The following is a 12,891-nucleotide window of genomic DNA, read 5'->3' as shown; positions in this document are numbered from 1 at the left end:
TAGTCAAAAGTAGAACACTATAATATCACAGCAGGGAGCTCTGGCTCCCTTCTACCCTTTCATTGCTTTATGAAGACCACAGAGATAGCGTACAGACCGGAAATAGAAGAAGTAAAAAAGGCCCACAACAAGCTGAAGGAGGTGATCTACCAGACACCGCTACAGTATAGCTTTAACCTCAGCGAGCGATACGGTGCCGAAGTATACCTCAAGCGTGAGGACACTCAAATAGTGCGGTCGTACAAAATTCGTGGAGCTTACAACAAAATCACTTCACTCTCAGAAGAAGAGCTGAAAAATGGTGTGGTCTGTGCTAGTGCCGGGAATCACTCGCAAGGTGTAGCACTTTCTTGCAATAAACTCAAAGTAAAAGGAGTGATTTTCATGCCTGCACCTACTCCCAAGCAGAAGGTACAGCAAGTCAAAATGTTTGGCAAAGAGTATGTAGAAGTAGTACTCAAAGGTGACACCTTTGATGACGCCTACAACTACGCCAAAGCCTACTGCGCTGAAAACAACAGCACCTTTGTGCATCCGTTTGATGACCCAAAAGTCATCGAAGGACAGGCCACAGTAGGACTTGAGCTTTTCAAAGATGCCGATTTCGGGATCGACTACCTGTTTCTACCAGTAGGTGGTGGCGGACTTTCCTCGGGTGTATCCAGCGTGATGAAGCTCCTCAGCCCCAACACCAAGATCATCGGTGTGGAGCCAGCAGGAGCGCCGGCCATGTATGACAGCTTCCAAAAAGGCAAAGTGGTGTCACTAGACAAAATTGACAAGTTTGTAGATGGTGCTGCCGTAAAGCGTGTGGGTGATCTCACCTACCCGCTGTGTAAGGAAAACATGCAGGAGATAGAGCTGGTAGATGAAGGAGAGCTCTGCACTGCACTGATCAAAATGTACAATGAAAGTGGTATAGTATTAGAGCCTGCAGGAGCACTGTCAGTCGCTGTACTGGAGCACTACAAAGAGGAAATCAAAGGTAAAAACGTAGTGTGCTTGCTTTCGGGTAGCAACAACGACATCACACGCACCGAAGAAATTCGCGAGCGTTCATTGCTTTACCAAAAGCTCATGCACTTTTTCATTGTGCGCTTTCCGCAGCGGGCCGGTGCACTTAAAGAATTTGTAGCTGAGGTACTCGGACCCGATGACGACATCATCCACTTTGAGTATACCAAGAAAACTTCGCGTGAAAAAGGTCCTGCGGTAGTAGGTATAGAACTCAAAAACCAGGAAGACTTTGAACCGCTCCTTCGCAGAATGAAAGAGCGTAATTTTCTAGGCGAATACCTCAATGAAAAGCCAGATTTGTTCAGTTATATCATCTGATATTTTGGTCGCAACATATTAGCCCTTAGTTTCGACATTATTTTTAATAATCAAACAAATCCGGGAGTTGGTAACCCCACCGATGACCTGACAAATAATCTCAAGCCGCTGCCAAAACCAGTGGCAAAAGAGGCAAAACACGACAAGCATGAAAGTACTAAAATTTGGAGGCACTTCAGTAGGCAGTGAAGAAGCCATCAGACAAGTAGCTAAAATCGTTCAGGGCAATGTAGACCAGATTGTCATGGTGAGTTCCGCTGTAGGTGGTGTCACTGATCAGCTGGTAGAAATTGGCGATACAGCAGCCAGAGGCAAAAAAGAATACGAAAGCCTGCTAGAAGCGGTAAAGCTACGCCATGAGCAGATGTACTACAACCTGGTAGAAAACAAACCAGACACCAACTTTTATGACATCATCGAGGAGTTTGAAGATATCTGCCGTGGGGTATGGCTTCTGAGAGAACTTACTCCTCGCAGTGCAGATTTTATCCATAGTATTGGTGAGCGCCTGTCTACGCTCATTATTACAGACTTTTTCCGCACTCAAGGCATCGATATTACACTTTACGATAGCCGCAAATACATCGTCACCGACGATCAGTTTGGCAATGCCAATGTCAACTTCAAGCTCACCAACGAGCGCCTGCAGGAAGCGAAAAAGTCATTTACCAAAGTGAACCTCTTCCCGGGATTTGTAGCCGCTACAGAAGAAAACGAAACCACAACACTCGGGCGTGGTGGGTCAGACTATACAGCTGCAATCCTCGCAGGACTACTGGCTGCAGATCATTTTGAGGTGTGGACTGATGTAGACGGCCTCATGACGGCTGATCCACGCATTGTAAAGAAGGCACACTTCATAGAGCATGTGAGTTATGAAGAAGCCCTGGAGCTTTCGCACTTTGGTGCTAAAGTGATCTATCCGCCAAGTATCCAGCCAGCGCTGGAAAAAGGCATTCCGATCACCATCAAAAACACTTTTAACCCAGAGCAAAAAGGCACGCTCATCACCAAAGAGTGGGATGAAGACAAGCAGCTCATCAGAGGTATTTCCAGCATCAAAGACATAGCACTGGTAACTCTCAGTGGTAGTAGCATGGTAGGGATTCCTAAGTTTTCTTACCGCTTTTTCCGCGCTCTGAGCACGGCAAATGTCAATGTGATCCTTATCACACAAGCGAGTTCAGAGCACTCTATTACCGTGGGTATCGATGGCAAAGAGTCTGGCAGAGCACTGCGAGCGCTCAACACCGAATTTGAGGAAATGATTGCTACTAACCGCATCAATCCAATCGAAATCGAAGATAACTTCTCGATCATCGCACTGGTAGGCTCCAACATGCGCAACCAGGTGGGTGTCAGCGGACAGATGTTTAATGTACTGGGCAAAAACGGCGTGAGCATCCATGCCATAGCTCAAGGATCGTCTGAGCGCAACATCTCGGCAGTAATATCTAAAGAAGACCTACACAAAGCACTCAATGTACTGCATGAGAGCTTCTTCCTATCGCTGACCAAACGCATCAACCTGTTTATCATCGGTACCGGAAACGTAGGCAAAGCATTTATCAACCAGCTGGCGCAGCAGTTTACTTTCCTTAAGAAAAACCACCAGCTCAACATTAAGATCATCGGGCTGGCCAACTCGCGCCAGATGCACTTTGAAAAAGATGGCATCCCACTTTCTAAATGGGAGAGCTACCTGGCAGAAGGCGTAGCGTTTACGAAAGAAGACTTCATCCAAAACATGTATGATGTCAACCTGCGAAACAGTATTTTCATTGACATCACAGCTTCCGAAGATATCGCTGCATTGTACGCAGATATCCTGAAGAAGAGCATCTCGGTGGTAACACCAAACAAGATAGCAGCCACTGGACCACAGACGGACTATCTGAACCTCAAGAGCATGAGCAAGCGTTATGGCAGCCAATTCTTGTTTGAGACCAATGTATGTGCAGGCCTGCCGGTACTGAGTACGCTCAATGATTTGGTACGCAGTGGAGATCAGGTACATCAGATCGAGGCTGTACTGTCAGGTACACTCGTATTCCTTTTCAACGAGTACGATGGCACCACCAAGTTTGTGGACGTTATCAAAAAGGCGAAAGAACTAGGCTTTACAGAGCCAGATCCACGTCTGGATCTGTTCGGTTCAGATGTGAAACGTAAGATTCTCATCCTGATCAGAGAAAGTGGCTACACCTGTGAGTACGATGATATAGAACTCAACTCGTTCTTACCAGAAAGCTGTATGGAAAGTAGCTCCGTGGAAGACTTCTACGAAAAAGTAGAAAAAGAAGAAGCACACTTTAAGAAACTCTATGAAGATGCCAAAGCCAAGGGTGCGCGCCTGAAAGTAGTAGCGAAGTACAAAGACGGACATGGATCAGTAGGACTGGAAGCAGTAGATGCCACGCATCCGTTTTACAACCTGGAAGGCAAAGACAACATCGTGCTCTTCTACACCAAGCGCTATGATGATCACCCAATGGTGATCAAAGGAGCCGGTGCAGGCGCCGAAGTGACCGCTTCAGGAATCTTTGCGGATGTGCTCAGACTGGGACAGAGTGATATGTAGTAGATTTTGGCTATTTTTAAAGTAGACTACTATGAGCAATACAATCAAGGAAAAGTTTCATCACCTCATCGATCAAATCTCTAATGAGAATTTGGAGAACTACTATGAGTTGATTCATGATCTTTATGTTCAGGATCAATCGAGTAAAGATGTACTCGATGAACTTTCCCAGACTCAGTCTGCGAGACTTAATAATGCGATCGACAGTGCAAATGCTAAGCGTTTGATCGACCATGAAGAAGCTCTCAATCGTCTAAAATGAAGATAAGGTGGACTGAGGAAGCCCTGGAAGACGCAAATGAGATCATCGAATACTTACAGGAAAGATGGTCTGCGAAATCGGCGGATTTGTTTCGCTCGAAGCTCATTTCCAAAATAGAATTACTGAGCCTCCACCCATTTATCGGCAAATCTTCTGATCGAAATCCTGAGATACGTAAGCTCGTTTTGACCAAACAAACATCGCTCTATTACAGAATAGTAGATAATACAGTAGAATTACTAAGTCTTTTTTCAAACAAACAAGAAAAACCACCTCACTGATTAAATCATTGAAATTGAAAAGTGTAAAAATATTTTCACCGGCATCTGTGGCCAACGTAGGCCCGGGATATGACACCTTTGGCTTTGCCATAGACGGACTGGGAGATGTAATCACCCTCACCGCGCGTGACGATGAGCAACTCCACATCCTGCCTGCTGAAGGCGCCGATCTGCCTACAGACCCAAAAAACAATGTAGCCACGGTGGCCATACAGGCATTGCTAGACCATCTGGGTAGCAAGCAGGGAATGGACATTCACATCAAGAAGCTTTTCAAACCGGGCAGTGGGTTAGGCAGTAGTGCTTCCAGTGCTTCTGGTGCCGTCTTTGCCGCCAATGAATTGCTAGGCCGACCGCTTGCAGTAGAAGCATTGCTTCCCTTTGCACTGGAAGGTGAAGCCCTGGCATCTAAATCGTACCATGCCGACAATGTAGCTCCTGCCCTTTTGGGTGGGTTTCAGGCCGTACGAAGCTATGATCCGCTAGAGTTGTTTTGCATACCTACTCCAGAAAACCTGAGCGTTTTGATCATATTTCCGGATGTGCAGGTGAAAACAGCTGAAGCCAAGGGGCTCGTACCCAAAGAGCTTTCAGTAGCTGAGGCCCGTGAGCAATGGGGCAATATAGGCGCGCTGATCCATGCCATGCATACCTCCGACTATGACCTGATGCGCTCTGCCATTACAGACCGCATAGCCGAGCCAGTCAGGAAAAAGCTGATCCCTGCATATGATACGGTCAAAAAGGCCGTTATGGAAAAAGGAGCAGTAGGGTTCAATATCTCTGGATCAGGGCCTAGTATGTTTGCACTGTTTAAAAATGCAGAGGATGCGCAGGGCTGCCAAAGCTCCATCAAAGAAATTTATGAAAAGCAGGACCTCAACGTACTGCTACACTTATCACAAATCAACCCTACAGGGTGTAAGGTATTATAAACGATCATGAAGTTTTACTCTACCAACAATCCATCATCACGAGTGTCATTTAAGGAAGCAGTGATCAAAAGCTTCCCCGCCGACAAAGGACTATACTTCCCGGAAGAAGTTCCCGAACTGGATTTTTTGTTTTTAGAAACGCTAGACCACTATTCGCTGCCAGAGATTGGCAATGAAGTGCTCCGCCAGTTTACCAGTGACGATATTCCTGCTGAAAAGCTTCAGGAGATCGTGCACGATGCGCTCAATTTTGAAATACCCGTAGTAGAAGTAGAAAAAGACATCCATACCCTGGAGCTGTTTCACGGCCCTACCTACGCATTCAAAGATGTGGGAGCACGCTTTTTGGCCAGGTGTCTGGGCTACTTCAATGAGTCTGAAAACAATGAAGTGACCATCCTGGTAGCCACATCAGGTGATACCGGAGGCGCTGTAGCCAGTGGTTTTTATGATGTTCCGGGCGTAAACGTAGTGATCCTCTACCCTAGCGGAAAAGTGAGTGACTTGCAAGAAAAACAACTCACCACTCTGGGCAAAAACATCCGTGCACTGGAAGTAAAGGGCAACTTTGACGACTGTCAGGCCATGGTAAAGCAAGCATTTCTGGATGATGAGATCAATGCCAAATTGAACCTGAGCTCTGCCAACTCAATCAATATCGCTCGCTGGCTGCCACAGTCGATTTACTATTTCGAAGCATATAAGCAGCTCAAAGACAAACGCAAACTGGTGTTTTCGGTGCCTTCAGGAAACTATGGCAACATCACCGCAGGTATGCTTGCCAAGAAAATGGGGCTGGAGATTGAGCGCTTTGTGGCAGCATCCAATGCCAACGACATCATCCCTCGCTACCTAAAAGACGGGAAGTTCGAAGTGAAGCCTACTGTAGCTACACTTAGCAATGCCATGGATGTAAGCGACCCGAGTAATCACCCGCGCATGTTGGAGCTTCACGAAAAAGCATTTAAGGACATCATCGACCATGTGTCTGGATTCTCACTCAACGATGAGGAGACCCTCAGTGTCATGAAGGCCTGCTATGATACCAATGGATACATTCTAGACCCACATGGAGCGATTGGCTATGCTTCATTGAAAGGACAACTCAAGAAAAAAGAAACAGGCGTATTTCTGGAAACAGCACACTACAGCAAGTTTATGAGCACTGTAGAGCAGGCGCTGGACCAAAAAATCGATATGCCGGACTTTGTTGGTGACCTGATGGCTAAAGAAAAAGTAGCCACCCTTATCGACAATGATTACGAAAAATTCAAAGCCTACCTGCTAGACTAAGAGCACCAGGCTTTACGAACCAAAACCCGGACTACTGCAGTGGCCCGGGTTTTTTATTGCTCTTCCTAATGAAATATGGACGCTATCACACCTCATTCTGTACTTATCAAACACCCTATCGAAGCATTTTCTACTCACTTTAGCCAAATGCAACCCACAATAATGACATTACACCTACTCTACTAGTAAGTTTTACGTCTAATTTTCAACCTGAAATCATACAACACATGCTACGCATTGTATCATCTATATTCTTCTTATTACTGAGTCTGGCGAGTACCTCACAGCTGAAACTACCCCAGCTCATCAGCAATGGAATGGTACTGCAGCGAGACACTCCACTCACCCTATGGGGCTGGGATACTCCCGGACACCCTGTAAGTGTAGAGCTCGATGGAGTGGTTTACCTGGGCAAAACCAAATCTGATAGCTCCTGGCGAATACAGCTTCCCCCACAGAAAGCTGGAGGGCCGTACACTACGAAAATTACGGGATCGCAAACGATCCTGCTAGAAGATGTATGGATTGGAGATGTATGGTTGGCTTCTGGCCAGAGTAATATGGACCTCACCATAGAGCGAGTGAGCCCCATTTATCAAACAGAAATTGAAAATGCTGATTTTTCGCAGATCAGATACTTTCAGGTTCCTAACAAATACCATTTCAATGAACCCCTCTCTGATCTGGAGGGTGGCCAGTGGACTAGTACTACTCCCGAAAACGTACTGAAATTTTCAGCGGTTGCTTACTTTTTTGCTCAGGCGCTGCACCAATCACAGGGAGTACCCATAGGCATCATCAAAAGCAGTCTGGGAGGATCGCCAGCCCAGGCCTGGATGAGTGAGGATGCGCTCAAAGCCTTCCCATCACACTTCGAGGAAGCCCAAATATTTAAAGATCAAAGCGTAATAGACTCCCTAAAACAGGCCGATGCAACAAGGAAAAATAACTGGTATGCCACCTCTACGGCCAAAGATCGGTGGCTCCAATCATCCCCCGACTGGCACAGTAATGAAGTAAAAGCAAATAACTGGCCCACTATGATGGTACCTGGTTATTGGACAGATCAAAATGTAAACTTTAAAAATGGTGTGGTCTGGTTCAAAAGAAACTTCACTCTACCAGCTGATTGCACTGGACAAGCTGCATATCTGGAACTCGGCTGCATTGTAGATGCTGATAGCACTTTTGTAAATGGGCATTTTGTGGGCAACACCACGTATCGCTACCCTCCCAGGCGCTACCAAATTCCTGCTGGGGTGCTTACGGCTGGAGAAAATACCCTTACAGTGAGAGTGGTAAACACCTCTGGACGTGGAGGATTTGTGCCAGACAAAAACTATCAGATTAGCTGTCAGGACCAAACGATAGACCTCAGCGGAACCTGGCACTACCAATTAGGTGCAGAGATGCAACCACTGGCCAGACCTACTTTCATTCGATGGAAACCGCTAGGGCTGTACAACGCGATGATAGCTCCACTTACCTCCTACACCATACGTGGAGCCATCTGGTATCAGGGAGAATCCAATACCAGTAATCCCCAGGAATATCGAAAACTGCTACCAGCCATGATTGAGGACTGGCGTAGCCAGTGGGGCTATGAGTTTCCGTTTCTAATCGTACAACTGGCCAACTACATGGAGCCTGCGGACGCGCCCGGACCCAGTAACTGGGCAATGCTTCGGGAGGCACAACTACTCACCGCTCAAAACACGCCCAACACAGCCCTGACTGTGACCATCGACCTGGGCGAATGGAATGACGTCCACCCTTTGCGGAAAAAGCCCGTAGGTGAACGGCTTGCGCGTGCAGCTCGTAAGCTTAGCTATGATGAAGACATCATCGCATCCGGTCCTGTATACCAGCAAATGCAAGTCAAAAAAGGTAAAATCATTCTCACCTTTGATCAGGACAAGCTAGTCGCTCGTGGTGGACCACTGCGTGCATTTGCCATTGCAGGTGCCAACCGACAATTCGTTTGGGCTGAAGCCCAAATAAAAGGCAACCAAATCACCGTATGGAGTGACAAAGTCCCTAAACCCGTGGCAGTACGCTATGCCTGGGCACACAACCCCAACCAGACCAACCTGTACAATGAAGCTGGGCTGCCGGCTTCCCCTTTTCGTACTGACAATTGGAAAGAATAATCAACAATGTAACGTACCTATTTTATCGATTTAACACACATGACAAACAAACCACAAAAAATGAAAGCTCTGCTCACCATCATCGGTATATGCCTTTTGGCTCCGGCGATCGGACAAATAGCCAAAGACAAGCCTAAGTTTTTGGGAAATATCTACAGCAGCAATCAAATAGAGCAGTTTGAAAACTACTGGAATCAGGTCACGCCGGAAAATGCCGGAAAATGGGGCAGCGTAGAGCGAAATCGTGACTCCTACAATTTCACAGAACTGGACAATGCCTATGCACTGGCCGAAGAAAACGGCTGGCCATTTAGGTTTCATGTACTCGTTTGGGGCAACCAACAGCCCGGCTGGATCGAAGACTTGCCGCGAGAAGAGCAGCTAGAGGAAATCAAAGAATGGATGGACACCATAGCCGCTCGCTATCCTAATATCGCCTACCTGGAAGTAGCCAATGAACCAATCAACGACCCTCCAAACAAAAAAGGCAGTGGTGGAGGAAATTACATGGAAGCACTCGGAGGCAAAGGCATTACTGGCTATGACTGGATCGTTACAGCTTTTGAGCTGGCCAAAGAGCGATTTCCGAATGCAAAACTCATGATCAATGAGTACAACATCATGAACAGCTCCAGTAGATCATCACAATACAAAGTGATCGTGGAATTACTCCAGTCCAAAGGACTAATTGACGTGATCGGTGTGCAAGCCCATGCATTCACAACCACTGCGGAGAGCTCCGTGATGAGCAGCATACTGGACAAACTGGCCGATACAGGCCTGCCCATCATGGTTACCGAAATGGATATAGATGGACCATCAGATCAGGTACAGCTTGACGAGTACAAACGCATATTCCCCATTTTTTGGGAACATGAAGCGGTCATAGGCGTCACGCTCTGGGGCTGGAGGCCTGGCCTGTGGCGAAACGAACAAAAAGCGTATTTGGTAGACGATGCGACCAACGAACGCCCAGCCTTGCAGTGGCTCCGCAACTATGTGACCGCCTGGGAACCTGTAGATCCAAATGTCCTCAATGCTGAATCTGCAGAAATACAGCTTTTCCCAAACCCGGTAACTAACGGAAAACTAAGCCTTTCAACTCAAAGACCGCTAACCTCTGCCAATCTGTACGACATAGGAGGTCAGCTCTTGAAGGTTTACACCCTTACAGAAAACCCTCGAGCACTAGAACTGGAAATCAATCAACCTGCAGGCACCTACCTGCTGGAGCTGCTCAATGAGCAAGACACCATCAGTACGCATAAAGTGGTGATCCAATAAATGCAACACGCTCTGGCAGCAAATGCTGCCAGAGCATTACACTTTAAAAGCTTTTAAAACTCTGGGGAAGTACTCAAAAATGCGCTTGAGGACATAGCTATTTTTCGCTCGCATCACAAAACTGTCCCCGTCTTCATCTTGCCACTCCACGCTTACCTGTATTTTCTTCACCTCCACAGGCCGAGTGATCTTTTTGACAATCATGTAGCCATGGATGATTTCATCCTCCTGGTCTTCCGCCTCCTGCGGCAGTCCATGATCAAACTGGATATATTTCTTCTTTCCCTCTACATACACCCTCAGGTAGTGGCAAGTCACCCCCCCCACAAACCTGGACTTTCGCTTCACTTTGTAATATCCCGGATCAAGTTTCATAAGGTAAAATTACTAATATTTATAGTATTACTAATTTTATTGGTATTTAGTTTCCTAAAATTATTTGCAGGATAATCCTTATTTTGGCTGTAGGCCAAAAAACACCGAAATGTGCTACGACGTACGCTACCTCACGCAGAAGAAAAAGAAATATGCTGACCATATCGGCAAGGATGCTACCGAAATAGACAAACTAGAGCGACAGCTCGAAGAATTTACCTTAGGTCCGGTGTATCACACCACCGCATTTGAGCACTGGCGCATGCCTGTCGTCACTAGCGACAAACCGACTGACTTTCAGTTTTACCACTGGGGCCTGATTCCCCACTTTGTGAAAGACACTGAGCAATACTTTGGCAAGTATGCCAGCCGGTATTTGAACTGCCGCATCGAGACGCTTTTTGACGAAAAAATGTACAACGCCAAGCTCAACCGCGACCTGGACAACCCCTTTTACAAATCTGCTCTGGAACGGCGCTGTGTAGTGGTGCTGGATGGCTACTACGACTGGCACTGGCAGGGAAAAAACTCCTACAATTTCCACATCCTCCTCAAGTCTGAAGAACCGATGCTGATCGCAGGCATCTGGCGTACCTGGCAGAGCAAAACTGAAGACATCACTCGCGATACGGTAGGGCTGGTGACCACAGATGCCAATCCGCTCTGCCGGCGCGTACACAATAAGCCCAAAGCCAGCGAAGGTCCGCGCCAGCTGGCCATACTAGACCAGGAAAGCGCAGAAGCATGGCTAGAGCCAGATCTGACCGCCGATCAACTCAAAAAAAACGTAAGAGTATTCCCCGAAACAGAGCTTAAGGCCTTCCCGGTCAAAAAGCTTTTTCATCAGAGTGGGCGCAAGCGCATTTCCCTAAATGACCCTGAATGCATCCAGGAGGCCTCCTTCCCTGAACTGCAGTTTGGCAAAGAAGCTACCAATGGCAGCCAGGGAAGTTTGTTTTAACCCTGTTCCACCACCTATTTTTACTTAAAACCAACTACCCAAGTCATGAAAACACTGCTTCCAGTTCTACTCCTAATCTTAATGGCCTGTCAGCCTAAAAACAAAGAATCATCATCCATAGACTTGCCAACAACAACCGCCCCGATGGAGCCTCTCACCTCCATAGACAGCACGTCTACACCTTCATATACTGAAAACGCCCTCCTACTGGACAGCACTGGCCTCTCCAACCAGAGAACCTACATGGATACAAGCTGGACACGCTTTAGCGTGGCGGCAAATAAAAAATATACCTACGCCATCGTAGCGGCTCGTAAGGCAGACCATCACTACAAACAGCTACTCATCACCGACCAGGCAAACCAGCGTGAGCTTGAACTTACTCTGGTAGCTTCTGAGGTTGCCTGGGATTCGGCCATCGATCAGCGGCGAAATGATTGGATTAGGCTTTGCAACGCACACCATGCTGCCGAGCTCATCAACAACCTATACCTGCCTGAGGCCATCTATTACAACCACAAACCTCCAATTACCGACCGCACTGCCCTCATAGCTGAATATGCTTACATGAATCGGCCCGAATACAGCCTACACCTGGCTCCGCTCCACCGCGAGATGGTCAATACCACGTTTGCTTTCGAAATCGGACAGTGCAGCGGCTCCTATGGTGGTAAATACATGATCTGCTGGCAAAAAGACGCTCAAGGCAAGTGGATGGTTTTTATGGATTCCAATATTTAGGGCCGTATCACCTCTAGAGGATTACCAATACACTTCTCTTTTTAGTCCTACGCCAAATAAGGTGTAGTCTGTTGCGAAATCCTGAACTCGAAAAATTTGAGTAAACCGTCCATAAATTAATACGCTGGTTTTCTGGGTAAACTGTTTTTGGATACTTACCTCTGCACTCCAGGCTAAATCGCGAAAGGTCTCTACTCGATATGCCACCTTATACTCATCGATGGTTCCATTTTTAAATTTGGCCTCATCTAACGCAAAATAAGCAGTTTGCTGATTCAGGAAATTAATCCCTGGAGTTATTCTCAACTGATATCCAAAAACCTGCACCAGCTGATAAGAACAATAAAGATTCAAGTAATTCGTAGCGATTTGATCAAATTCAAAGTTAAAATACTCGGGAAAGGTCAAGCGCCTAATCACCTCATCCGCTTTGGGTGGCACTCCTGAAAACAGTTGCTGGGTGGGCTTCATGTAGGAAGGAAAGTCGTCGAACAATCCCACGCCCACTCCCGCACCGATAACAAGATTCTTTACTACCTTCTTTTCATACTGCAGCTCAAAATTCCACCCCTTCTCGTCCGTTAAAACGGCATCCGGCTGAAAGCCCCCGACTCTTATGGAGAGATGATCAGATTGAGCCACAAGTGCAGGACTGATAATAGATAAAAACAAGCAAATAATTACTCTCATTTG

General features: G+C 46.8%; 12 protein-coding genes. 10 read left to right on the top strand and 2 right to left on the bottom strand.

Annotated features, from left to right (window positions below):
- Positions 1 to 69 precede the first annotated feature (69 nt).
- The 8 genes from ilvA (at position 70) to C7460_RS05790 (ending at position 10,121) form a co-directional block, all read left to right on the top strand.
- Complete coding sequence (gene ilvA / locus C7460_RS05825) at positions 70 to 1,335, top strand: threonine ammonia-lyase (protein ID WP_115867150.1); 1,266 nt, start codon at positions 70 to 72, stop codon at positions 1,333 to 1,335.
- Positions 1,336 to 1,483: 148 nt separating this feature from the next.
- Positions 1,484 to 3,916 carry a bifunctional aspartate kinase/homoserine dehydrogenase I gene (gene thrA, locus C7460_RS05820; protein ID WP_115867149.1) on the top strand — a complete coding sequence of 811 codons (2,433 nt, stop codon included), beginning with the start codon at positions 1,484 to 1,486 and terminating at the stop codon, positions 3,914 to 3,916.
- A 31-nt stretch (positions 3,917 to 3,947) separates the two neighbouring features.
- Positions 3,948 to 4,178, top strand: a complete 231-nt coding sequence (locus C7460_RS05815) for a hypothetical protein (RefSeq protein WP_115867148.1) — start codon at positions 3,948 to 3,950, stop codon at positions 4,176 to 4,178.
- Complete coding sequence (locus tag C7460_RS05810) at positions 4,175 to 4,459, top strand: type II toxin-antitoxin system RelE/ParE family toxin (protein WP_115867147.1); 285 nt, start codon at positions 4,175 to 4,177, stop codon at positions 4,457 to 4,459. Before C7460_RS05815 ends, C7460_RS05810 begins: the two co-directional genes overlap by 4 nt.
- Before the next feature lie 14 nt (positions 4,460 to 4,473).
- Positions 4,474 to 5,394 (top strand): homoserine kinase, encoded by a 921-nt coding sequence (locus C7460_RS05805; RefSeq protein WP_170147903.1) that lies wholly within the window; start codon positions 4,474 to 4,476, stop codon positions 5,392 to 5,394.
- Positions 5,395 to 5,400: 6 nt separating this feature from the next.
- Positions 5,401 to 6,687, top strand: a complete 1,287-nt coding sequence (gene thrC, locus C7460_RS05800) for a threonine synthase (protein ID WP_115867145.1) — start codon at positions 5,401 to 5,403, stop codon at positions 6,685 to 6,687.
- 227 nt (positions 6,688 to 6,914) lie between these two features.
- Positions 6,915 to 8,837 carry a sialate O-acetylesterase gene (locus C7460_RS05795; protein ID WP_115867144.1) on the top strand — a complete coding sequence of 641 codons (1,923 nt, stop codon included), beginning with the start codon at positions 6,915 to 6,917 and terminating at the stop codon, positions 8,835 to 8,837.
- A 60-nt stretch (positions 8,838 to 8,897) separates the two neighbouring features.
- A complete protein-coding gene (locus C7460_RS05790) occupies positions 8,898 to 10,121 on the top strand; it encodes an endo-1,4-beta-xylanase (protein WP_147302866.1) in 1,224 nt (407 codons plus the stop codon).
- A gap of 36 nt (positions 10,122 to 10,157) precedes the next feature.
- On the opposite strand, the gene C7460_RS05785 is transcribed toward C7460_RS05790, so the two are convergent.
- Positions 10,158 to 10,496 (bottom strand): hypothetical protein, encoded by a 339-nt coding sequence (locus C7460_RS05785; RefSeq protein WP_115867142.1) that lies wholly within the window; start codon positions 10,494 to 10,496, stop codon positions 10,158 to 10,160.
- Between the two features lie 109 nt (positions 10,497 to 10,605).
- On the opposite strand from C7460_RS05785, the gene C7460_RS05780 reads away from it, so the two are divergent.
- Together C7460_RS05780 and C7460_RS05775 are read left to right on the top strand one after the other, a co-directional pair.
- Complete coding sequence (locus C7460_RS05780; protein WP_115867141.1) at positions 10,606 to 11,457, top strand: SOS response-associated peptidase; 852 nt, start codon at positions 10,606 to 10,608, stop codon at positions 11,455 to 11,457.
- 45 nt (positions 11,458 to 11,502) lie between these two features.
- Positions 11,503 to 12,198, top strand: coding sequence for a nuclear transport factor 2 family protein (locus tag C7460_RS05775; protein WP_115867140.1), 696 nt, complete (start codon positions 11,503 to 11,505; stop codon positions 12,196 to 12,198).
- 21 nt (positions 12,199 to 12,219) lie between these two features.
- On the opposite strand, the gene C7460_RS05770 is transcribed toward C7460_RS05775, so the two are convergent.
- Complete coding sequence (locus C7460_RS05770) at positions 12,220 to 12,888, bottom strand: hypothetical protein (RefSeq protein ID WP_147302865.1); 669 nt, start codon at positions 12,886 to 12,888, stop codon at positions 12,220 to 12,222.
- Positions 12,889 to 12,891 lie beyond the last annotated feature (3 nt).

The organism is Marinoscillum furvescens DSM 4134 (assembly GCF_003386095.1).
Classification (GTDB): domain Bacteria; phylum Bacteroidota; class Bacteroidia; order Cytophagales; family Cyclobacteriaceae; genus Marinoscillum; species Marinoscillum furvescens.
The sequence above is the reverse complement of the archived record's forward strand: the minus strand, read 5'-3'. Positions and strand labels throughout refer to the sequence as shown.